The following is a 25,743-nucleotide window of genomic DNA, read 5'->3' as shown; positions in this document are numbered from 1 at the left end:
CTGTCCATAACAGACAGCCCTTCTTTCCTATTTATTTTGGTTGTGCCTTTTTTGGAATATCCTCAAATTTCACTTCATCATATGACGAAACTTCATCACCATTTTTCACGTACATCTTTAAGTAAGCATTTTTTCGAAGATTTTTTTGTGCCGTGAATTCAAGCGATATCGTTTCACCATCTGCATTTTTGGCGTCAAGTTTATAAGAATAGTAAGTCATCACTGTACCATCATCCAGTTTGGTTTCATGCTGCACCCCATCCTCTGTAATTTGCAAATAATAATTATCGGCATTCATGCGATTAAAGTCAATTTTAGTAAGCGCGAATACTCCTGCCGCTCCAAGTATGAACAATATGCCAACTATCATAAAAAATTTCTTCATTTAGATCATCCTTCTGTTTTATTATTTTGTGTGATAATACGATTATAAGAAGCTACCGTTAAGATATAATACAGACCGTAAATAATCGTATAAGCGATCATCCAGATCAATACAGGTTTTGCCAGATTCATCATCAATAAACCCGAGAAGGCTTTTAACGCAACCGCACTGTGCAATAGCCCGACTGCCAGCGGGACGAAAAAGATTACAAACACTTGGGATGCAATGGATTTCCGCATTTCTTTTGCGTTAACGCCCATTTTATGAAGCATATTGTATTGTGATTTATCTTCCTCAGCTTCCGTTAGAACTTTAAAGTAAATGATACTGCCTGTTGCCGCTAAAAAAACCAGACCAAGAAAACTGCCGATAAAGAGCAATGATCCTACACTTTCAATGCTTGCTTGAAAATCTTGAGGCGCACTGGAAAATAGAGCTTCTTCAGGTATTTGTTTTGATATTTTTTCAGATAAATCCACGGAGGCTTGATCAACACCGATAGCACGATAGTTCAGGGCTTCCCCTTCTTTTTGCAATGATTTAAATTGATCATTCGATACAACCACGACAATGCCTGCTGTTTTGGCATTTAAAACCGTTTGTGTTTTAAAGCTTTGGAATGTTATCGCCGTGTTGTCTTCTGTCCTTATCGTCTTGTCCTTGTATTCAGGTGAGAATCTTTTGTCATATCCAATATCTAAAATGACTGCTTTGCCATGATTCACATGCAATGCTTCCTTACCTTGTACATCTGCCAATTTGTTATATGTTCTTTCATCGATTACCGTGTAAATCCTTTTATCCGAGTTATCGAATGCTGATTCCTCGCTAAGTTCTTTCGTATTAAATGTGATAGATAGTGCTTCAACATTTTCATCATACTTTGTATCTGGCAATATGGCGGTGACTTGATGATCGCTTTTTACATCCGTTTGCTGATACATGAAGGTATTCGGATCAACGGTCATAACTTGGTCATTCGCGTTGTAATAAAGACCATAAACCGCACCGCCAGCCGTTACCGTTGTAGCACTTAACACCGCAATTACGGTCAATGTCCTTGCATTCCCCCGAATGCGATAAAGCAATTGCGAGATCGTCATCAGATGCAGGCCTTTCCATAGCCATTTTTCATTTTTCTTGATCACGGCTAACACAAAGCCTGTCACGCTATGAAACAATAAAAATGTACCAGCAATAACAGTTGTCAAAATAATGAGTGCCGTCATCAAAAAGCCAATCTTTCCCCACACTTTAGAAGTAAAAAGATCTTGCATCGCCAACCAATATCCGATGACAATCAGGAAAATTCCCAGAAAGGCTACAATCATAGATGGCTTCGGAGCCGCTTCCCCCTTTTTCGATGCATGGAAAAGATCAATTAGTTTAAATTGGTATATTAAACGATAGCCCTGGAATGATGTCACCAAGAAAATAATAAGAAATACGATAGAGGTGTTCAAAGCTGCAGATCCTGAAAATGTAAAAGGTGCGATGACATCATAGCCCATTAAATAGATCAAGATCGTCATGAACCCTTTTGAACATAGAAATCCAAGTAAAATCCCTACAACTAATGAAACCAAGCCTAGCAATAGATTTTCAAAGAAGAGCATAAAGCCAATCTGGCGATTACGTACGCCAAGCAATGCATATAATGCCACTTCTTTTTTACGTTTTCTCATGAAAAATGAATTGGAATAGGCAATAAAAATGGCAACGAAAAAAATCAGGATGACGGCCGCACCACTCATTAATGAACCTAATTTCTGTGATGAAGCCGTTTGTTCTGCAACTGCATCACTATACTTCAATGTTACAAATGTGAAGTAGATGATAATGCTAAATACCATGGATGCGATATATAAAAAATATTGGGAAAGGTTCCGGGCAATATTTTTTCTCGCCAGACTAAATAACGTCATCTACCTCACCTCCAATTGTTGCAAGGACATCCATGATTTCTTGGAAGAAAGCTTTACGTGATTGGCCACGACGATAAATTTCTGTTGAAAGTGTACCATCCTTGATGAAAATGATCCGCCGGCAGAAGCTTGCGGCATATGCATCATGTGTCACCATCATGATGGTGGAATTATTATTTTCATTTAGTTCACTTAAGCTTCCCAGCAGACCTGTTGCAGATTTTGAATCAAGTGCACCTGTTGGCTCATCTGCCAGGATCAATGCAGGCTCTGTCACAAGCGCTCTGGCTGCAGCTGTTCTTTGCTTTTGCCCACCGGAGATTTGGTATGGATATTTAGCTAATAAATCTTCAATCCCAAATACTTTAGCAATACGATTCACCAATGCAGTAATTTCTTTCGCTGGAATTTTCGCAATCGCCAGTGGCAATAATATATTTTCCTTCACAGTCAATGAGTCTAGCAAATTGTAGTCCTGGAAGATGAAACCCAGATTTTCACGTCTGAAATCCGTTAATTCCGCCCCTTTCATATCGTGAATGCTCGTATCATTCATATAAATTTTCCCCTCAGTCGGCGAGTCGATAGTTGCCAACATATTGAGCAATGTCGATTTCCCCGCTCCAGAAGGTCCCATGATTCCTACAAACTCCCCTGCATGAATGTCAAAAGATATATTTTCCAACGCCGTATAGGCAGCGCTTGATTTACCATATGTTTTTTTTATATTTTCCACTTTTAATAATGGTTCCATTTGTTTCACCTCTTCAGTATTGTTGATACGTTTATCTTACATGCTCATTCTTACAGCATCTTTGTGCCAACCTTACAGCAAGCTTAAATCCATCAAAAAAACGCCTTCCACTTATGGAAGACGTTAACGTAAAAGTATTTAACTTTGCTTCAGAAGCCTGCGATCGATAACAAAATTACCAAATGGAATGAATGAAACGATGAAAATCATCGCCATTTTTAAAAAGGACCATTTTGATATGATGCTCACATAAAGTAATAAAAGCCCAAACACGACAAACAGGAAACCATGGATGCTGCCTAAAATGAGTGTTGCTTCCCCGATATCCAATATGTACTTAATGGGCATACCAATGGCAAGCAATAAAACATATGAGATTCCCTCAATTATTGTAATAAACCGAAACCATCCAATAGCTGTCGAAAACATTCTCTCATCCCCTTATTGTACAAGTATGGCATACAAATCCAGCTTCCTGTCCCAATCCAAAGCCCGTTACTCTATCATATAATATTACGGTGACACCCACTAATAAATAGTACCAGGTTTTCCTAAAAGTAGAACAACAAAAGAAGCCCAATCAAAGGATTGGGCCTGAGTTTAAAAGTGACTTCTTTTCCAATGACTGCCTAGGAGCGGAAGTTAGCACAATAGCTTATTACGTCACATATTGAAATTCCCTATTTTATTTTTTAACCAGGAAGGTTCAATATTTCCTGTCGTAACACCTTTTTTACGTTTACTTCCATATTCCACAATTTCTTCGAGACGCTTTTGTTCATAAGCTAACTTTTTCTCCGCTTTGGAAAAAACATCTTCAATTTTAATCTGGGAAACAACAACTACACCATCATCATCTCCCATGACTAAATCACCAGGATGAACGGTTACACCGCCACAAGTAATCTTCGTATTAATTTCTCCCGGTCGATCTTTACACGGTCCGTTTGGCGTGAATCCCTTTGCAAAAATCGGAAACCCCAATTCACAAAGAGCCTCTTTGTCACGAACAAACCCGTCAATGATAATTCCCTCAAGTCCTACTGCGTGCGCAGCTCCAGCCATTAACTCTCCAAGGTAAGCATTTTTTTTGTGACCCTTCCCATCCGCAATTAAAACATAGCCTTCACTTCCAGCATAGATGGCTTGATGAAGCATTAAATTATCTCCCGCCTTCATATCGACTGTTATGGCTGTTGCTATCACTTTCATTCCGGATGACACAGGCTTTATCTTATGATCCATTACTCCAGTATTAGAATCATACAAAGCATCTGCTATAAGGGTCGTATTAAATTTTTTTCGCTCTCTCAATGATGGACTTTGGTATTAGAGGAGGCTTTGATTTTAATCTACTCAAATGATTACACCTCTTTTTATTATTCAAACATAGAAAAATTGATCGTTTCAATTCTGCATAGAAATATGGCTAAATTGATAATGCACCGAAAAGGATTGCTGTAATTATCATAACCAATGCTGTTCCGACAGCGTATTTTAGTGAAAATTTTATATGCTCCCTAAACTCTATGCCTACAAGTCCAATCAATACGTATACCGACCCGACCAATGGACTTAATAAATGTAATGGCTGCCCTAATAAAGAGGCTTGTGCTATCTCCAGTTTATCGATACCGAATCCCGAAGCAGTTTCAGCAATGATTGGAATAATACCAAAATAATAGGGGTCATTTGCCATTACAAACGTAAATGGCATACTGGTCAGTCCTACAATTACAGGCAATTGTGGACCTAGGAAGTCAGGTATAATTTGTACTAATGTTGAAGCCATGGCATCGACCATTTCTGTTCCCTCTAAAATCCCTGCGAAAATACCCGCAGCAAAGATCAAGGAAGTAACAGTTAGAATATTTCCTGCATGTGCTTCCACTCTTCTCTGTTGATCTTTTAAATTTGGATAGTTTACAACCATGACTATGACAAATGCAATCATAAATAGAGCTGGTAATGGCAAAATTGCTTTGACTAGTGCAAAAATCAATAATAGGGTAAGAACGATGTTGAACCAATACAGCTTGGGCCTTTTTAATGATAGGTCGGCAGCGCCCTCAAATGATACGGCTATTTCATCTTCGGTATCTGTATAATGACCATATACACCTAATCTTTTGCGTTCTCTTAAACCAAAAAATGCGCCTAGTCCAATGATATATAATGCCCCAGCAATGATAGATGGGATAATTGGTCCAAGAAGTTCCATGGCGTCGTACCCAAATAATGACATTACCCTTGCAGTCGGTCCTCCCCAAGGAAGAACATTCATGATTCCCATCGACATTGCTGGGAGACAAGCCAATATTAACTTATTCATCCCCAACTTCTCATATAATGGCAATAATGCTGTAACGACGATAAGATACGTGATGGTTCCATCCCCATCCAATCCTACCAATAAAGACAATACTGCAGTTGTAACGGAAATCTTTAATGGATCCCCTTTTGATATCTTCACCATTCTAGTCACCAATGGATCAAACATACCTGCGTCTATTAATATTCCAAAATATAAAATGGCGAATATCACCATGATTGCGGTTGGTGCAATTGTTTCAATCCCACTCATCATCATAGGTCCTAAATCAGTGAATCCGCCTATCAGAGCAAAAATTACCGGTATGATAATCAGGGCATTAAGGGCACTTAAACGCTTACTCATTATTAAATACATAAAAACAACAATCATCATGAATCCTAAAATGGCTAACATATATACCCCCCTTTTTTTGTATCCGTTTTCATTCGGAATTTTTTTAGGGATTCTCTTGAATCCCTTAGTAATCACCCCAGTTTTTTTTGGCCTTTTGGTTTTGAATGCAGCCTGTCGTTCGGTCCTGCCTTTAGAATAAAACTTCCACCATCATGCCCGATTGTACATTTGATGCTAGTGGCGATATCGAGTAATGATTCGAGATTAATGTTAGTCTGGATGCCCATTTCATGAAAGCCATGTACAATATCTTCTGTGGGAATATTTCCAGCAGCGTTAGGGGCATAAGGGCATCCTCCCAATCCAGTGGTGGAACTATCAAACTCAGTGACCCCTTGCTGCAAGGCTGCCACTGCATTGGCAAATGCCATTCCTCTTGTATTGTGTAAATGTAAAGTGAACTTGAAACTAGGGAATAATCCTCTAATGATCCTTAACATTTCGGATACTTGCTTTGGGTTTCCCATTCCAGCCGTATCAGCCAAAGAAACTTCGTTAACCCCCATAGCTTTATAGCCTTCAAGAATGGATACTATCTTTTCCAGAGGTACCATCCCTTCAAATGGACAGCCAAATGCTACCGCAATTGAACCTCCCACTTCTACACCATATTTTTCAGCTAGTTCTACTATTGGCAAGTGATCCATTTGTGCTTCTTTAACTATACAGTTGGAATTGGATAGGCTATGTGAGTCTGTTGCCGATAGTAATATCTTTATTTTTTTCATTCCCGCATTAATGGCACGTTCCGCGCCACGCAAGTTTGGAACCAGCGCTCGGAATTTTACCCCATCCAAGTCCTGAACCCCCTTTACCACCTCTTCAGCATCTTTTAATTGAGGTATTGCTCGAGGATGTACAAAAGATGTAACTTCAATGTGTTTGATCCCTGTACTTGCCAGACCACGAATAATGCGAATCTTTTCTTCAGTAGGAATCCATTTGTCTTCCATTTGAAAACCATCTCGCGGGAGAACTTCCCATATATTCACTTTATTAGGTACGATCATTTGTTCATTTTTCATGTTAGATGACCCCTTTGGCTTTTAGATTCGTTAATTCCTCTTCAGATAAACCAAGTTCTTCGCCATAAACCTGTTTGTTGTGCTCTCCCAGCTCTGGTGCACGATGACGGATACGCCCTGGTGTTTCTGAGAACTTCGGAACAATCCCGGGAACTTTAATTTTTCCTAACCGGGGATGATCAACTTCCAAAATATTTTCCCTTGCTTGATAATGAGGATCTTCAAAAATATCTTTTATGTTTAATATAGGTGAAATGGGAACACCAAACTCATCCATTTTCTTCACAAGTTCTTGTTTATTAAGAGAATTCATAAAAGACATAACAAGTTTTTGAAGGAAGCTATCGTTATTCATTCGTTCTTTATTTGATAGATAGTCAGGATTTTCTATCAAATCCGACCGACCCATAGCTTGAGCCAGACGTTCCCATGTTTTTTGTGTACTGCAAACCATGACAACCCAATGTCCGTCTTTTGTTTGGTAAGTACCGGAGGGACTTGAATGACCATGAAGCATAGGTGCTCTCTCACGTACTTTACCGAGCTGGTCATGTTCAGCAATTAGGAAATCCATCATCCTGAACATTCCTTCATATAGTCCCATCTCAACGATTTGACCTTTGTCTGCGTTAGAAATTTCACGATGAAAAAGAGCGCTTACAGTTCCAAAAGCAATATAAATGCCAGATATATAATCGAGTAGTGAAAATGAAGGACTTACTGGGTGGCGGTCCTGAAATCCTTGTAAATAGGTATATCCAGAAAAGGCGGTACTAGGCGTTCCAAACCCTGCCTTTTCTGCATATGGTCCCGTTTGACCGTAACCCGATTGCCTAGTCATAATGAGACGGGGATTCACTTCTCTCAATTCTTCATAGCCCAGTCCCCATTTTTCCATCGTTCCAGGCCTGAAATTTTCTATCAATACATCTGCGGTAGTAATTAATTTTTTAAATAACTCCCTCCCCTCAATGGTGCGAATGTCCAAAGTTATAGACTGCTTATTACGTGCAAGACCTGGCCACCTCAATGGCTCAGAACCCTTCCACGGTCCAAGACCCCTTAGTGGATCCCCTTTATCCGGAAGTTCCACTTTTAACACTTCAGCTCCCAAGTCCGCTAATAAGGTAGCTGCAAACGGAGCAGCAATCACAGTCGATACATCGATGACGCGAATTCCAGTCAAAGGTCCATTTGTTGAATTATCCATAATTAATACTTCCTCCTTGAAATTATGAGTCTGGCATTTTTGTTAAATAAAATGGGAATAAGAACTTTTTCATAAAACTATTTATTTTTTCAGTTCCATCTAACGGAACAATAAATTTCATTAAATGGAACTTTATGAATGAATTATAACAAAGCCACTTATATCTGTCACGATAAAAAATTAAAAAATTCTGTCTTTGATCATTAAAATAAAAAACAGCGCCCAGTAAAAAAGGCGCTGTCAATAAATCTTGTCCACAATGTGGCTATTCTTTTGGGTCATTAAAACATTCTGAAATTTTTAAGGCATTCAGCTTCACTTCATTTTTTATTGAATCCATTACAGCTTGCGTAAATCTTGTACTTGGCCCAGATACGCATAGACAAAAATTCACTTCTTGTTCCACCCCAAAAATAGGTGAAGCAACTGAATTAACTCCGGCCCCTCTTTCGTCTAAACTCATGGCAATAGATTCTTTTTGAATAATTGGCAATTCGTCTGATAGACTAATTCGTAATGCTTCGGAATCTAAATTTTTTAGAATTGATTCAACAAACGCCGGAGACTGAAAAGCCAATAATGCCTTACCACCTGAACCTTTCTCCAATGGAAGTGCCTCTCCAATACTTACTACATGACGGATAGATTGATTACTGCCGTATCGTGCAATACACCTTCGTTCCTTATTTTCAAGCATATATAAACTCACTGATTCTCCAATTTCATTTCTTAGCTTCTTCATGAATGGTTTTGCAAGTTCCGTAATTTCAAATGAAATGGTATTTTCGGCAATACGACCAAACTGATACATTTTATAGCCAAACTGATACTTTGAATTGGAGAATTTTTTTTGCAGAAGACCATTTTGTACTAGTGTATCCAATAGTCTGGAAGTTGTTGATTTCGCCAAATCGATCTTTTTCGAGATCTCCGTTAAGGATAATTCCGACTCTTCCAAAGTAAAGCAGTTCATTATATTAATAGACCGTTGAACTGTTCTTGATCCTTTCAAGCTTTCATTTTCATCCATAAATGCCCCCCCTTTTCAAGTTATTCACCAACTGATTCTTGGCCATTTAAATGTACTTCATTAATAAAATGAGTGGTATTTCCACTACATAATGATGGTTTCAATATACGCTCAATTCCGAAACCAATTCGCTCCCTCATCCATGTGCACGAAGGGAATATCCGTATCAATTACACCTTTGATTTGTCTTAAATCAACATCTTCCCCTTCGAGCCATTTCGCAAAATCTATGGAAGTCGGCTCTTGGTTCCCTCCCAAGGCAATCCAAGCTTTCATCTCTTTAGGTAAATAAGCGGATGTATGAATCGTTCCCGCCCAGCTGCTATATAAATCCGAGAAGACACCTTGATTGGTATCATTAAACAACCGATAAGCATCGTAGGCTGAAGAAAGTTTCCCTTCATGATCTTGTATGATCTCCAATCGGCGTTTCGAATCGATAAGATGGTTCCGGTTTTCATTTTTCATGATTTCAAAGTGATTGGTACAGGCATTTGACGTGCGCACCTCTACATTTCTTGGGGAGGTTTCCACAATATAGGTACTTCCGCTTTTATCATAGACGACGTAAGTGAAAGAATGACGATGCGGGATTTCCTTCAACATCGCCACCGCTTCCTGAACGTCCGCACAAGATTCAACAATCAGTCTGCCAATCATGCAGCAGATGAAACCATCACCAGGGTTCTTGCGATTCATGAAGTTATAGCCTATCACCAACCCTTTTTCGTTCATTCCATCCATCCGGCCAGTCCCTCGCTGACTCGGGCCGATGCTTGAATACCCTTGATCGGTTGGCTGGAATAAGACATACCGTCCTTCATAAGTCTTCGGGTGGTAATCATAATTGCGAATGAGATAATCATCGCCTGTCATGATGGAGCATCCCGACCGAACATAATCCAATCGGTATCCACCGAACTCTTGCAGCACGCGGTCCATTGGCCATTTCAATGCTTCTTGCAATCCCAGTAATTCTTCCCAAACCCCAGGGGCGAATCGTGTAATGGCTCTCTTGACCTCTTCTTCTTCAACCGTAAACCGAGGCTGCCTGATCTTCCACTGATCTTCACGGTTTTTTACCGTTAGTGAATCTTTTAATTCCTCCCCTTGCATGCATCCAAACTCATAATGTGTACCCCGAAATTGTATGACATCACTATATATTTGCTTCACGGCTTATCCCTCATTTACAGTAGTTGCTATTCAAATTAAGGATACTTGAACTATTGTTGAAAATAAAGAAGATAAGCCTTTAAAATTCATGAAAAAACTCACTCCACCGTACCTCCTTCATAACCTGTAACTAGGCACATTTATGAGGGGGACGGATCATGGAGATGGAATTAATGGCACTCCATTGCAAGGCGTGGCGATGGCGATGAACCTTTTTGGTCACGGAATAGCATTATCAGGGTAAACAAGAAATAGAGATAGTTGACACGAAGAATTCACTTTAATAAGAAGAACTTATACTGTATTTGAGGAGTCCTGCTTATGGAAAACTTATTCGAAAATAGAAAAGACCTGCTTCATGTTGTAAGGGTATATGAATTCTCCTTTTGATTTTTGACTCATCTTACAATGCTATATAAGTAAGGAACAAAAAAAGGCCTGGTAATCCAGACCTCTTATCGGGGAAAGTGATTCCACTAATAAAACCAACTACCTTTTAGATTTATCTTTTATAGTTTTTGCTATTGCTAAAAAAACTATAAATCCGATGGTACCCACGAAACCTAATATATTAATTATAGTGGACAATCCGATTCTTCCTTTCCGTTAATAGTCTTATTCTTTATTTTGAATAACAACCCTAAAGGAACCAAAAGTTTGTTGACTCTCATAATTATCAGCATTTACTTCATAAGGAAATGGGAAGGCGATGAGCTGGAAATTATTTTCTCTTTCAACGTCGGGTAGATTAAAATCAAAAAGATGTCTAGTTTCTGGTGGAACAGTGGTATATAAGACGTCTGTGTTATCTCTAACTGCAACTTGTTCCCAATCTTTTAAAGCTATGATTGCATATCTGATCTCAGCATTTGTCTCATTTCCGGCAGAGAGCTTAAGTTCCTTGCCTTCTTTTTCAGTCATAATTGATTGCAACTTTTCCTGACTATTTGTGATAGATATATTTTCATTGAATCCATCCTTTACAATAGCATCAGGTTTTACTTGCTTTACTTTTTTTTCACCTTTCCCGCTGTCAGCTTTGTTGATGGAATACCGCATACTTAAAACTTGTTCTAAAATCCCTGCCCTATTTAGGTCGAGCTCCTTCAATTTATACTCTGGCTTTTGAACGATTACAAAAGTCAATTCACTGGAATCGGAACGAATGGGAACAGAAACTTTGAAGTTTATGGAGGAGTTAGGTTTCGTATCAAAGAAAAATTTATCTACTTCCTGCTCCTTATTTTCAGCTTTGAAATTTACTTGTTTATAATCTTCAAAAATAAGTAAAGCATACTTTCTGTCCTCATCAATGTCATTGTCTACTGAGGCAACAACTGTCACTTCATTGTTTTTACTATTAAGTGCACTTCCTTCATCGATAAGTTTACCATTCAAATCTATCAAACCATACCCAACCGAACCATACTCAGCCGCATTCGTTTCTTTGCTTTCTTTTTCATTATCATCATTATTAGACGTGCTTAATCTTAATTCTTTAGGTGGAGATGAAGCATAAAACCAGTAAAAAACCCCAAGCAATATCAAAACAGATAACGCAGCTATGTAGTATTTTTTCATAAAACCAATCTTCTCCTAATTAAAAGAGATATGCAATGAGCATATCTCTTCATTATTTTTCTATTACCAATTACCAATAGGCCTTTGTTTGACCATTAACAGTTTTATACCCTTTAAGTTTAAAAGTATGAGTCCCAATAGCGAAATCATCCTTAAGTATATTGAATCGTTCAATGTTTTAACTCCAATATAGTCCGTCTTTGTAGAACTTGCCGATTTAGCTTTGATTAAAGAACCATCACCATTAAAGGTTTTAGCTCGTGCGTAAATATAGTCCTGTATCTTATCAGAAGATGATTTAGCGACTGCATAATTAGTCGATAAAATTGGGTTGTATGTACTTAAACTCATACGAACTTTATTCTTTGCTAGGATGGTACTACCTGTACCATCTGGTTCTTGAGTAAATGATGTTCTTGTGAATTTACCAGACCTTCAGTTTCAGCTGCACTTGCCCCCGTAGCCGAACCTAGTATTGATAAACCTAAGGCTGTAATAATGACCTTTTCAACTTCAATATAATAACATCTTTGGATACAAATTAATCCTTTAATGCATAAAGCAAACAGACAAGGAATTGAAGTTAATCAGATGTGGAGAGACTAAGTTGCTCACCACACATAATAAACCAAATAAATACGCTAACCATGTAATCTCCTCTTAAACTCGTTATTTATATCATAAGCTGAAAATAAGATAAGCCTTTAAAATTTATGAAACAACTCACCACCCCGTACCTCCCTCATAATCTGTAACTAGGCACATTTATGAGGGGGACGGATCATGGAGATGGAATTAACGGCACTCCATTGGATTTATGTTGTATTTATTGCATTGATAATCGGGTTTATGGTAAAACGTCGTGATACTACCCTCATCTGCATAATTGGCATTTTTCTTTTGGCTTTAGTGGCTACAGGAAGTTTAGCCTCTTCCATAAGCGGGATATTCAACAGCTTCATTTTCGCAATAACGGAATTAATGTCCACGATTTTAATCATTTCCATCATCGTTGCCATGAGTACGGTTTTAACGAAGGCGGGCATTAATGATGTCATGATTGCACCCTTTGCTAAATTCATTAAGAACCCTACACTCGCCTTTTGGGTAATTGGAATCGTCATGATGGTGATATCCTGGTTTTTCTGGCCATCACCTGCCGTTGCCTTACTTGGGGCAGTCCTGCTCCCAGTTGCCTTACGGGCTGGTTTGCCTGCACTTGGCGTGGCGATGGCGATGAACCTTTTTGGTCACGGAATAGCATTATCAGGGGATTTCATCATTCAGGCTGCCCCTAAACTAACGGGCGATGCGGCTTCCATACCAGTCGGTGATGTCATCGCTGCGAGCATACCCCTTGTCATTACAATGGGGGTTGTCACCACCCTCTCCGCCTTTATCCTTTTAAAGCGGGATATAAAGCTTGGAAGAATCAAGACGGATAATGAGGGATTTGTCCAAGATCAAACAACCAGTGAAAATCTGCTTACACTGGGACAAAAGAAATTTTTTGCCGTTTTCATTCCGATTGCCTTTCTGTTGGATGTTGTGGCATTGTCGATTTTGAAGTTGCAAGGCGGAGATGCAACCGCGTTGGTTGGCGGTACAGCGGTTTTCATTTTGCTGATTTTATCCCTTGTCGCACATAAACAGCAAGGGCTTGAAAAATCAACGGGCTATTTGATTCAGGGTTTTCAATTTGGCTTCAAAGTATTCGGACCCGTCATTCCGATCGCCGCATTCTTCTATTTAGGTGATTCTGGATTCAATCAGATCATCGGTGACTACTTACCGAAAACATCCCTCGGCATCGTCAATGACCTCGGTGCCGCATTGGCGGCCTCTGTTCCTTTAACGAAAGAAATAGCCGCCGTCACATTAACCGGCATCGGTGCCATCACCGGCTTGGATGGATCGGGCTTCTCAGGCATTTCTTTAGCGGGGTCTGTCGCCAAACTTTTTGGCACGGCAATCGGAGGAGGAACCGCCACCTTGACTGCACTCGGGCAGATAACCGCGATTTGGGTTGGCGGAGGTACCCTGATTCCATGGGCACTGATCCCGGCAGCTGCCATATGTAATGTCAGTCCCTTTGAACTTGCCCGCCGGAATCTGCTTCCGGTAACCATTGGTTTAGCAGTGACTACAATAGTCGCGATGTTTCTCATTTAATCGATTTGTACGGACTCTAAAACACGGAACGCCCTTTAAATTTCCGCTTTCATATTTAAAAGACGGTTCGATTGGTTTTTACTTTTTTATAAGGATGGACCCATCATTTATTGAAGAAATTAGCGACATTCCTGCCGAACTACTGGCTAGCCGGGACCCCACAACGCTTCCGTCGAGGAAGCTTAGCAGACAGTCGGCCGTGGGAGTGGATTTCTGAAAATAACTGGAGCTTTTTAAATTTGTCTACAGTAAAAAGGACTGAAATAAATCAGTCCTTTTTTAGATGAAGATTGGGTTTCATTGGTATCCAAACGAATGCTTACATTAGAGCAAGTTTTGGTGCAAGACAGTCCGCTATCTTATATCAGAACTTCACAACGACTATTAAGTACATACTCTTGAATGATTTTTAAAACGATATCCTGGTTTTGCTTTATATAGAAATGATCACCCTTTAATATATGCAATCCTTCAATATGTTCAATGTATTCATTCCAGCTTTCGATACTTTCCTTCGTCACGGTATCATTCGATCCCAATAGTAAAACGGCTTTGTTTCCCACCTTTTTATCGCGTTTTTTTTCATGGTGATAGTTGGCTAATACATTCAAGTCGGACTGGATTATCGGAAGGAATATATTCATGAAATCTTCCGTTTCCAGGAGTTCCTTGTTTGTTCCCCCGATTTTTTCAAGCGATTGTTTTAAATGTTTTGTATTAGAGCAATCGATTTGGTCTACTTTATATTTTGGAGACGACTTACTTGAAATGAATAAATGTTCAACTTTATTATCATCTCTCTCTTCTAATTTTGCCGCAATTTCATAGGCTACGATCGCACCCATGCTATGTCCAAACAAAGAGATGTTTTCCAGTGAATTCATTTGATGTTTCGTTTCCATTTCCTTCAATAATATATCCGTCAAATCCGTCATATGTTCACATAATGGTTCACTATATTTACTGCCATGTCCAGGGTATTCCAGCGGGATTACCTCTATCACATCATCGTCATATTTCCATTCTCTATAAAAAGATGCACTTCCCCCAGCATAAGGGAAACAAAAAAGTGTTTTCTTCAGTCCTTCCATCCCCCTTCTCTTACGATCCATTATTTCAACATGTACTTCATAAAGCTTTCAACATACCTTGAATCGATTTCCGGCATTTTCATTGATAGCAGTTCCATTTCCTTCTTGGTTTTTCCTTGCAGGATTTCCGACTCTTTTAATTTTGTTGATTCATCTATTAACTGGGACAAAGCACTTAATGAATGAATCTCGTTAGATTGTGTCTTTTCTTTTAAAGATTGTAACCACTCTTCCAAATCCATATTGGAGTAAGGTATTTCATTTTTTTCGAAGAAGGAGGTCACGAATTCACTTGAAACTCTCTGATCATTGAACATATGATAGATCCCGAGCTTCTGATTCTCTTTCAATCTAGATATTTTGTAAATAAACTCACTTACAAAATCGACTGGCATCAATTCAAAATGAATTTCCTCTTTAAATGGCAATATCCTTTGTTCAATAAATGATTCAAAAACCTTGTACAACATATCCTTCTCGTTCCAAACCCCATTTGAATTAGATGAAATCCTGCCTAACCGGAAAATATCGATTGTCAGTCCAAGTTCCCTTGCTTGAAGAAGCAATTTCTCGGCAACCCATTTGGACTGGCTGTATCCGATCATTAAATCGGGGGAATAAACCAATTCGTCTTCCTCGTCCCATTTCCTTTCTCCAGTCAAGACAGAAAGCGTTGATGCATAATAAATGTTTTTACGATTGGATGATGAAGCAAACTTAATAACTTCCACTACACCATCCACATTCGATATTTTTGATTTGCTATACGGCTCGAAGAAATTCGTTTCAGCACCGACATGATACACATGAGAAACATCATTGCTTAATTTCTCGTATGTCACATCATCCAGACCGAAATGATGTTTACTAAGATCCCCTTCAATTACAACGATTCTACTTACGAATTCATCCTGCCAAAGACCATATTTCATTAAAGTATCTTTCAATCTATTTCTCGAAGGAAATCTAACCAAACAATAGATTTTGACATCTTCCAATTCCAGTAATAATTTGTTTAATAGGTGTGCTCCCAAAAAACCTGTTCCACCTGTAATCATCATATTTTTTTCAATTTGAACGGGTTTAGCTGATATTTCCCTTATTTTCTCCATCAATTCTCGATCGAGCACGGAATCCTTTTCCATCACTGTTTCCATGCTGCAAGAATAGTCGACTTCAAGTGCTTCAACAAATGTATTCACTGTATTATTTTCCAATAAGATTTGTAAAGTGGCTTCAGGAAGTACAGTTTCCTTCATTACATAGACCAGTTTGGTAGCTAAAATGGAATGGCCTCCATGTTCAAAGAAGTTGTCGTCCAATCCTAGACTTTGATTTCCTAATACATTTCTCCAAATCTCCAATACTTCTTTTTTCTTTCCAGTTTCTTGATTGGCTAAGGAAGTTTTATTTTGCACGATCTCCATTTCCAATAATTTCTCTTTATCGACTTTACCGTTGGCATTAAGCGGGAAATCATCCACCCTGACAAAAAAGTGGGGAATCATATATTTCGGCAATTCATTGTTCAGATAATCTTTAATATCCTTTTCAGCGTTTTCCGCTTTTTCACCTTCATGTTTGTAATAAGCGATCACATAATTTTCATCATTGATGTTTTTAACAGCAACGACTGAACTTTCAATCTTCATGTATTTATCAAGCTTGTCTTGAATTTCATTCAGTTCAATTCTAAAACCGCGAATTTTCACTTGACTGTCTTTCCGACCTTTATACAGGATCTCACCATTTTGTAACCGGATGCCATGATCACCTGTTTTATACCACTTCGTCTGATTCAAATCATCCTTGATCAACGCTTGTTCCGTTAATTGCGGCTGATTTAAATAGCCTCTCATGACCCCTTGACCGCCAATGTAGATTTCGCCTATTTCCCCATCTGCTACCTCGACTAGTCCTTCAGATAGAATCCTGATTTCTACATTGCTCAATGGCTTTCCAATAGGAATAACATCTGCATCTTTGTCTTCGACCTCATGACAAATGGCAAAAGTCGTGCATTCAGTTGGTCCATACCCATTAATCAAGGATAAATGACCGATTGTTTGCTTCAATCTTCTCACATGGGAAACCGAGATTTTATCTCCGCCAACCACAATTTTCTTTAATCCTTTAAAAATTAATGGATCCTCATCTACCATTGCATTGAAAAGACCTGTCGTAAAAAAGGCTACATCCACCTTTCCAATGGATATCGCTTCTTTCCAATCATCAAAAGAAGTGAACTCATTCGGCATCAGGAATAAAGTCGCTCCATTCAATAAAGCTCCCCATATCTCAAAGGTTGCGGCGTCAAAACATGGGTTGGAAAATTGGGCCACTCTATTATTTTCGTTAATTTCTAGTATTTCAGAGTTCAGTACTAAATTGACTACACTTTTATGCTCTATCATTACACCTTTTGGCTTTCCGGTCGTTCCTGATGTATAGATGACATATGCAAGACCATTCTCCGAGGAACGGTTAACGGGGATATGGCAGTCCCTGCCTAGTTCATTCATCTCAAATGGAATTGGTTCAATATCCAATTCCCGGAGCTTCCCTTCTTGACCATTAAACGATAAGAAGAACTTCATATCCGTATCTGCAAGCATATATTCCAATCTTTTTAATGGGTAATTTTCGTCGATTGGAACATAGCAACAGCCTGACTTTATTATGGCAAGCATCCCTATGATCAGTTCCATGGACCTTTTGCTTGGAATACCGATCATTGTTTCTTCTAGAATCCCCAGATCTATGATCCTTTTGGCAAGCTTATCTGAAAGCATGTCTAATTCTTTATAAGTAATTTGACGTTCATTTTCGCAAAGTGCCGCTTTTGATTGATTATCTTCCACGATTTTTTTAAAAGCTTCAGTTATTGACATCAATTTATTCGTCGTCATCGATTTACTTATCATCGGGCCCCAACTTTCAAGTGATTTATTAATTTTTCAATAGATGGCAGTGTTTCATTTTCTGTTAGTTTTAAGAATATTTCCTGCATGGAATCCATAAAACGTAAAATTTCATTTTCGGCAAATTCACATTCTTTATAAATGATTTTATAATGCAGCTTGGTTTGCACTACAGCCGCAGAGAACGTAAGATCAAAATTGGTCGATTCACTTCCGACTGAATTTTCGATCATGATTCGTGAATCCTCTGCCAGTTCTGTGCTCGGATAATTTTCGAATACAAATATATGTTGGAATAATTCCTTATCCCAAGGAATTTCAGCGTATCGCTTTATATCCGTAAGTGCACTGAACTCATACTCTCTCATTCGTAATTGCTTGTTTTGAATCGCAGTAAGATAGGATTGCAAATCATCATCCCAATCGATTTTCAACGAGAATGGCAGAGTATTGATCAATAAGCCTACAGCTGTTTCAATATGCGGAATGCTGAGGTTCCTTCCCGAGCTTGTCACCCCATAGCATACTGAGTCGCTCTCACTTAGGTACGATAGAACGATGCTCCAAACTCCTTGAACAACGGTATTGATCGTCTTTCTATGCCGCTTGGATAATTCTATTAATCTATCGGTAAGCTCTTCAGGCAGGCTATATTCAATAACTTTATCCGCTGTAAAAGCTTCCTTATCCGTTTTCTTACCTACTAGTGCTTTTACTTGTTCAAAATCCCTCAATTCTTCATTCCAAAAAGCTGCTTCATCCTGTTTATTCATATTCCTGACATGATTCATTACTTGCTTATAGGCAATCTTATGTTCATCACTGTCTTTTACCATATTGGATGGGTTTCGATAATTATCCAAAAAATGATTAATGACGATTTGCAGGCTCCAGCCATCCATTAAAGCATGATGATGTGTCCATATGAATTTATAGCGATGATCCGATAGCTGGATCAAGGTGATGTTCATGAGCGGACCATTCTCTAAATCCATTTGTCTGTTTTTGCTATGCTCTAAAAGATTTTCTATCTTGGATGCCGATTCGTCCTCATTAAACATCGTTAGATTCACATGATTGAACACATAATAAATGTCATTTAGTATGATTTGGTAACGGTCCCCCAATTGATTGCGCCTGAAAACGGATCTAAGAACGTCGTATTTTCTACAGGTTTCATTCCATGCTTCTTCCAATTTGTCCAAGTCCAGATCACCTATTAAATCAATGGATAGCTGTGAAATATATTCAGGACTTTGAGTTACTTCACTATGGAATAACATCCCTTCTTGAAGTGATGTCACTGGGTAAATCTCTTCAATGTTATTAAACTTATTAATGAAATGGGTGATCGTACTTCCATCGACTATCTTCTCAGCTTGAAAGTCCGTTTCGACAATGGAGTCATTCAAATTTGCGCTTCCACTTAAAATATTGTTTAAGTGTACTTCAACTTCTTTACATATCATTTGGTAGTTTTCATTGTTGCTATCGCCAATAATATTCAGCATGAGCCTATTGTTTACGATGCTGGCGACAAAATTGAGCTTATATGGAAATGTATAGTTCAAATCGATATTGCTGCTATTGGTTTGTTCCATATCACCAGTGTTATTAAATTGACCTAGATAGTTGTAACTCACAAGGCTGTCTGGATAGTTATGATTCCGAGTGGAAATATACTTTAGGATTCCAAAGTCAAACCCTTTGTTTGGCACACTTCTTAATCTGTTTTTTGTATTTCTCAAGGTTGAGCCCAAAGACGGCATTCCTTTAATCCTTACTGGATAAATGGAGGTGAACCATCCTACTGTCCTTGATAGATCAATATCATCTTCAATATCCTCTCTGCCATGACCTTCTAAATCGAGCCAAAATTCACCAATTCCCATTATATTGGAAACTGAATGGGCAATAACGGATAATAAAACCTCATCAATCGTCGTTTTATGTTTTCTTAAAGTGTTTTTAATGAGGTTTTGCGTTTGGTCCTCATCCACTTGTATTTTGTACATGTTTTCAAAATCACATGTTTCACCTAAGCTATGCGTCAGCGGAGAAACTGGTATATTCATTTCCTTTTCCCAATATTGAACGGCATCTTCCGGTAGGCCAGTGTTCTGATACTCGTTCAGTTTCTCGGACCATTGTTTATAAGAAGTCGTTTTTAAAGGCAGTGATGGTTCTTGTCCATTCTTTATCTGTTGATAGCATCTTTCGAAATGATCAAGAAGTATCCTCCACGAAACACCATCAACCACAAGGTGATGAATCACCCAAAAAATCCTTACGTCCTTTTGATCCCTGAATAGAAGGAACTTCATCATGGGGCCGTTGTGTATGTTTAAACTTTGTTGGGCGTTTTCTTCCAGCTCCTTAATTACTTTCAGACTATTTTCATCTGTAAAACTGGAAACATGATACTCATGAAAACCGCATGCCGTATCAGCATTTGATATATTGCCAATATAAGAATCACCATGTTTTTCAAATAATGTCCTTAATATGTCGTGCTGATCAATTAATTTCATGATGATTTGTTTATATTGTTCGGTCGCCAATGCATGATCTTTCATCAAAACGACTGACTGATTCCAATGATGGATATTGTCATGATTTTCATTAAAAAACCAAGATTGAATAGGCGTCAACGGTACATAACCTGATATTTTTTCTTGGACCACTTGTTTTTGTTCCAGCTCATTTACAATATTCCCTAGCTCACGGACCGTTTGGTATTCAAATATATCTTTAGGCGTTATAAATAGATCTTTTTCTTTTGCAGCCGAGCATATTTGAATGCTGATGATTGAATCACCGCCACATTCAAAGAAGTTATCTTCCGGTCCTATAGCGGGATCGTTTAATACATCTCTCCATATTGTCAGAAGCTCTGTTTCAGTTTTGGACAGCTCTTGCACATCCGGCACTCTTTTCTTCCTCTCATCCAACTGTTCCGTCCATTTCGGCAGGGATTTCCGATCAACTTTTCCATTCGGCGTCAAAGGGAATTTATCCAGTTGCATAAAATGAGCAGGGATCATGAAAGCAGGCAGTGTTTCTTTCAGTCTTCTTCTGATTGAATCCACCGAAACCTCATCATTCACCGTATAATAAGCAATTAGCCTTTTATTCTCAAATCCATCTTCCATTGCCGTTACATAACTATCTTTGATTTCTGCTAGTTTTCGTAATGAAACATTAACCTCCGATAGTTCAACACGGTATCCTCTTATTTTCACTTGGTCGTCCGCTCTGCCTATATAAACTAATTCCCCAGCTTTGTTATGCTTAACTAAATCCCCGGTTCTGTATACTTTTTCAGCAGGGTTGAATGGATTGGGTATGAATCTTTCATTTGTCAGGCTCTCATTATTCAGATATCCCCTCGCTAACCCAATTCCTCCGACATAAAGTTCACCAACCGCTCCTGCCGGCACTAGTTTCCGGTTTTCATCCAACACAAGTGCAACCGTGTTAGTCAGTGGCTTCCCAATTGAAACAACGAATTCATCTGTAGCATCCTCATTCGGGGGAAACATTTTAAAACTTGTACACACCGAATATTCAGTAGGCCCGTAGCCATTGAAAAACGATATATGCTTAAACTTCGAAACGAGCTCGACTGGACATTCAGAACCTGCAGACCCCAACACTTTAAGCGTGCTCAAAACATTGATTGGCAGTTCCTTCAACACAGCAGGCGGTAAAATGATATGAGAAATTCCTTCACGCTTAATTTGTTCAACAAGTTTACTCATGTCAAATTGATTTTCTTTATCTACGCTTATATGCAGCTCGGCACCGAATAATAGTGTGCTGAAAATCTCTATGACGGATGAATCAAAATTAAACGTAGCGAATTGCAGCACTTTAGCAGATGTATCTAAACACATCATTTTATTTTGGTTATGAACTAAGTTAATGATTCCTCTATGTTCCAACATGACTCCTTTTGGCCTGCCTGTCGTTCCAGAGGTATAAATGACATATGCTAAGTCCCGCTGATCCGCAATGTGAAGATTCTCTGTCATTAACAAATCCGGTTCATTTTCAATATTTTCAAAATATATTATTTTGGATGGGTCAATCAAACCATTCTTTCCGAGTTCTTTGTGACTCAAGCAATAGGAAATGGACGAATCTTCAACCATATAGCTTAATCGTTCATTAGGATAATGAGGATCCAATGGAACATACGCAGCACCTGCTTTAATTACTGCCAACATCCCTGTCACCATATCAATTGATCGATTCACATAAATTCCGATTCTTTCTTCTTTAGAAATCCCTTTGCTTAGTAAATAGTGTGAAAGCCGATTGCTCTTATCATTCAATTCGCGATATGTAATGGTTTTGGAACCATCAACAATGGCTATCTTATCAGGAAATCGCTCAACAACTTTATGGAAGGCTTGTGGGATTGTGTCATTGATCCCCTCAAAGCGAATGGTTTCTCCCTGCCATTCTTCCAATAATACTTTCTCCTGCTTCTTACTAACGATGGATACCTTGTCAATGGATTGTTCAGGCTGATAAGTAATCTTCCTGATCCACTCCAGGAAATTTTCAGCTAATGATTGAATGGTTTGTTCATTGAAGATCCCTGAATTATACTCGAAGGCGAATAATAGCTTATCTTCATATTCTTCTGCAGCTAAACTCAAATCGAATTTTGCTGCCTTTGATTTTAATACTTCAGGCGTTAGCTTTATGTATTCACTTTCCAATGCAGCTTTGGCATTATTTTGTAAAATGAAGACGGTTTGAAATAAAGAAGTGCTTGCTAAATTTCTTTCAGGGTTAATGACTTCAACGATTTTCTCCAATGTCATTTGCTGATGATCATAGATATCGATGATATGGCCTGTATTTCTTTGGAGTATCTCTTCAAATGTTTCCTCATGTCCCAGCTTTAATCTAAAGGGCAGTGTATTGACAAAATAACCTATCGATTTTTCTGTCCCTTCAATCATTCTATTCGCCAAAGGACTACCAACGATGATATCGTTTTGACCTGTATATTTTGCTAGGAAAGACTGGTACATCGTTAGCAGTGTCATGAATAATGTCGAGTTTTTTTCCAGGGACATCCGCTTTAAACCCTGGAGCTCTTCCCTTGATAGTTCCACTATAAAACTACTGCCATCATTGCGATTTTCTTTTGTACGAACCGTATCTAAAGGAAGCTCCAATTTAGGTAATTCCCCAGCTAAGTTTGTTTCCCAAAATTGCGATTCTTCTTTCATGTTATTTTCCAACCAGTTTTTCTGCTCTAATGCAAAATCCTTATATTGTTTAAAGTCATTTCCAAGGATAAGTTCCTTTTCATTCACTTCACTGTCATAAAACGATAACCATTCATCTAAAAATATACTCACTGACCATCCGTCAAAAACGAAATGGTGGAGATTCACAAATAAAACAAAATCCTTTTCACTCAATTTAACAAGTTTCACTGTCAGGAGAGGACCTTTTTCAATTTCAAAAATTTCCGATTGGACATCGTCTTCAATTTGCAGCATACGAGTCTTTTGCTGTTCGGGCTTTAACGCAGAGAGATCGATTTCATCTATTTTAATGTATAAATCTTCCCTGATTTCCTGATAGCCTTTACCGGCGTTTTCACGGACAGTGGTCCTCAAAATCTCATGTCTAGTAACGACATGATTTAAGGCTTTTTCCAGCATTGAAGTATCCACTGTTCCCGTAATTTTATATTTCTGAGGGATATTATAATTGGCTGTCTTACCGTTGAGTTTTTCGTTGAACCATAAAGCCTCTTGGTTACTGGATAAAACATGATTTTCTTGTTGCGCTTCTATGTGCTCCTTGTCATGATCTGAAATTTCATTAATGATGAAGTCCGTCAACGAATCGATTGTTGAATTTTGAAAAATATTTTTCAAAGTTAGAATTTGATTGTATTCTTTGTTTAATTTGGTCAATAACTTCATGGCTAAAATCGAGTGTCCGCCCATTTCAAAAAAATCGGCATCTTTATCGATTTGACTTGTTGATAAGACTTCCAAAAATGTCTTTTCCACGAAAGAAGAAACGACCTGCGTTTCATTTCTTGGAGGTGTACTCATTTCCGGAAAGATCTTATGATTTAGCATTTTCAATGTAGGATTTTCAAACAAATCAGCTAATTTCATATTCGCATCAAGTCTTTTATTTATTTTAGACACCATTTTCATGGCTGTTATCGAATGCCCGCCCAATTGAAAGAAATCACCATTAATATCGCTGTTCAAGAAAAACTCTTGCCATATTTCTTTAAGTCCTTGATTAACGGATGTGGATGTGAACGAGTGGGCATCCGTTGCTTGATCGTCTTTACTCACATTATTTTTTAGTTTTGAAAAATCAATATCCACATATATTTCATCAATTTGCTGAGCATCAGTAATTTGATGGGCAACCTGCATGAAGGCTGATTGGATATCATATACTAGCGAACGCTGTAAGAAGCAGGTATTAAAGTACAATTTGCATGTAATCGTTTCTTTATTATCCTGGGCTTGTAACGATAACGGAAAGCTATGTGACTCTTTTCCGCCTTCGACCTCCCAGTTAATGCTAAAGCCTTCATCTTTCGCTTCCGGATAATTTTCATAAACAAATAAAGTTTCGAAAATCGGATCTTCCTTCTTTATTTTCGTATGCCGTTTGATATCCACTAAAGAAATTTGAGAGTAATCCAGCATATTGTTCAATGTTTCCTGGAATCGTTTCAGTAAATCGGTAACGCTGTCTGTATCGTTTATTTCAGCTATCATAGGAATCGTATTAATGAGCATCCCAACGATTTCTTCCGATTTGAATAAGTTGTTCGACCTGCCAGAGCTGACGATTCCAAAGACGATTCGATTTTGATTGGACATTTCCTTTAGGACGATTGACCAAATTAACTGCAGTAATACATTAAGCGTTACATGGTTTTTAGCGGCAAACTCTCTTAAAATCTTACTTTGTGTTTTATCCAGCTCCCAGAAGAGATCATTGTCCTGGTGGTTTTCCTTCACATGTTTCAAGACGGGAAATGTGATCGTCGGCTGCTCAATATCCTTTGCAAGCTCTTTCCAAAAACGATTTATATCTTCCACATCTGTTTTATTCATATACCGGATAAAATCTCCATATTGCTTTGGCTTTTCAATAAGTTCTTTGGAGTCTTTTCCTACAATTCGGCTGTAAATAACAAAGAGTTCATCGATGACTATGCTGGTACTCCAGCCATCCAAAATTATATGGTGATGAGTCCAAATCAAGTTAAACTGATTTTCTCCAATTTTCACTAACTGGAGTTTCATCAAATTGGAGTTATTAACTTCCATCTCCTGGGATTCGAAAGTCACTCTTTGAATTTCCATTAATTGTTCATGCTCACTCAACTCTGTCATATCGATCAATTCTGGTTGATATTCCATTGTATTGAAGACAACCTGAACATTATTTTCAATATTTTTAGAGATGACCTTCATTCTTAATGCTTCATGTCGTTCTACAACCTGACTCCACGCCTCGAACAGTGCAGCTACTTCAAGAGCGCCCGTTATCCTGATTCGCATTTGAGAAATGTAAAGGTTCTCTGTTGAATTGTTCATTTCCAGTTCATAAAGGATTCCTTCTTGAAGCGGAGTTAATGAGTAGATATTCTGAATAGATTTCTCCAATTTTGCGCCTCCCGATTCCATTATCTTCGTGTCATCCATACCCGCTGACCACAATCATTCTATTAA

Annotated in this window: 15 protein-coding genes; 1 reads left to right on the top strand and 14 read right to left on the bottom strand. The window is 38.4% G+C overall.

The window, feature by feature from the left end; translation table 11 throughout:
- Positions 1–31: 31 nt before the first annotated feature.
- The 11 genes from NYE65_RS16070 to NYE65_RS16020 form a co-directional block, all read right to left on the bottom strand.
- Complete coding sequence (locus NYE65_RS16070; RefSeq protein WP_340861241.1) at positions 32–385, bottom strand: YxeA family protein; 354 nt, start codon at positions 383–385, stop codon at positions 32–34.
- 5 nt (positions 386–390) lie between these two features.
- Positions 391–2,310 carry an ABC transporter permease gene (locus NYE65_RS16065; RefSeq protein ID WP_340861240.1) on the bottom strand — a complete coding sequence of 640 codons (1,920 nt, stop codon included), beginning with the start codon at positions 2,308–2,310 and terminating at the stop codon, positions 391–393.
- Positions 2,297–3,064 carry an ABC transporter ATP-binding protein gene (locus tag NYE65_RS16060; RefSeq protein ID WP_340861239.1) on the bottom strand — a complete coding sequence of 256 codons (768 nt, stop codon included), beginning with the start codon at positions 3,062–3,064 and terminating at the stop codon, positions 2,297–2,299. Before NYE65_RS16060 ends, NYE65_RS16065 begins: the two co-directional genes overlap by 14 nt.
- A gap of 138 nt (positions 3,065–3,202) precedes the next feature.
- A complete protein-coding gene (locus tag NYE65_RS16055) occupies positions 3,203–3,493 on the bottom strand; it encodes a DUF3817 domain-containing protein (RefSeq protein ID WP_034305497.1) in 291 nt (96 codons plus the stop codon).
- A gap of 234 nt (positions 3,494–3,727) precedes the next feature.
- Positions 3,728–4,309, bottom strand: coding sequence for an RraA family protein (locus NYE65_RS16050; RefSeq protein ID WP_340861238.1), 582 nt, complete (start codon positions 4,307–4,309; stop codon positions 3,728–3,730).
- A 184-nt stretch (positions 4,310–4,493) separates the two neighbouring features.
- Positions 4,494–5,792 (bottom strand): CitMHS family transporter, encoded by a 1,299-nt coding sequence (locus tag NYE65_RS16045; RefSeq protein WP_340861237.1) that lies wholly within the window; start codon positions 5,790–5,792, stop codon positions 4,494–4,496.
- A 71-nt stretch (positions 5,793–5,863) separates the two neighbouring features.
- Positions 5,864–6,817 carry a hydroxymethylglutaryl-CoA lyase gene (locus tag NYE65_RS16040; RefSeq protein ID WP_328176596.1) on the bottom strand — a complete coding sequence of 318 codons (954 nt, stop codon included), beginning with the start codon at positions 6,815–6,817 and terminating at the stop codon, positions 5,864–5,866.
- Between the two features lies 1 nt (position 6,818).
- A complete protein-coding gene (locus tag NYE65_RS16035) occupies positions 6,819–8,027 on the bottom strand; it encodes a CaiB/BaiF CoA transferase family protein (RefSeq protein ID WP_328176597.1) in 1,209 nt (402 codons plus the stop codon).
- A gap of 265 nt (positions 8,028–8,292) precedes the next feature.
- Positions 8,293–9,057 (bottom strand): IclR family transcriptional regulator, encoded by a 765-nt coding sequence (locus NYE65_RS16030; RefSeq protein WP_328176598.1) that lies wholly within the window; start codon positions 9,055–9,057, stop codon positions 8,293–8,295.
- A gap of 111 nt (positions 9,058–9,168) precedes the next feature.
- Entirely contained in the window at positions 9,169–10,233 is a 1,065-nt protein-coding gene (locus NYE65_RS16025; RefSeq protein ID WP_340861236.1) for a C45 family peptidase, read from the bottom strand.
- 615 nt (positions 10,234–10,848) lie between these two features.
- Positions 10,849–11,814, bottom strand: a complete 966-nt coding sequence (locus tag NYE65_RS16020; protein WP_340861235.1) for a hypothetical protein — start codon at positions 11,812–11,814, stop codon at positions 10,849–10,851.
- A gap of 783 nt (positions 11,815–12,597) precedes the next feature.
- Between NYE65_RS16020 and NYE65_RS16015 the strand changes: the two genes are divergently transcribed.
- On the top strand, positions 12,598–13,986 hold the full coding sequence (locus tag NYE65_RS16015) for a hypothetical protein (RefSeq protein ID WP_328176601.1): 1,389 nt from the start codon (positions 12,598–12,600) through the stop codon (positions 13,984–13,986).
- 359 nt (positions 13,987–14,345) lie between these two features.
- Here NYE65_RS16015 and NYE65_RS16010 read toward each other — a convergent pair whose 3' ends face one another.
- Genes NYE65_RS16010 through NYE65_RS16000 form a run of 3 tightly spaced genes read right to left on the bottom strand, consistent with a single transcriptional unit; the run spans position 14,346 to position 25,677 of the window.
- A complete protein-coding gene (locus NYE65_RS16010; protein WP_328176602.1) occupies positions 14,346–15,098 on the bottom strand; it encodes a thioesterase II family protein in 753 nt (250 codons plus the stop codon).
- On the bottom strand, positions 15,098–18,001 hold the full coding sequence (locus tag NYE65_RS16005) for a non-ribosomal peptide synthetase (RefSeq protein ID WP_340861234.1): 2,904 nt from the start codon (positions 17,999–18,001) through the stop codon (positions 15,098–15,100). The genes NYE65_RS16010 and NYE65_RS16005 overlap by 1 nt, the downstream gene beginning before the upstream one ends.
- Positions 17,998–25,677, bottom strand: a complete 7,680-nt coding sequence (locus NYE65_RS16000) for an amino acid adenylation domain-containing protein (RefSeq protein WP_340861233.1) — start codon at positions 25,675–25,677, stop codon at positions 17,998–18,000. Before NYE65_RS16000 ends, NYE65_RS16005 begins: the two co-directional genes overlap by 4 nt.
- Positions 25,678–25,743 lie beyond the last annotated feature (66 nt).

The sequence above is a fragment of the Peribacillus sp. FSL R5-0717 genome (genome assembly GCF_038002945.1).
Taxonomy (GTDB): domain Bacteria; phylum Bacillota; class Bacilli; order Bacillales; family DSM-1321; genus Peribacillus; species Peribacillus frigoritolerans.
Note: the sequence above shows the minus strand (reverse complement) of the source record. Positions and strands in the feature narration are given on the sequence as shown.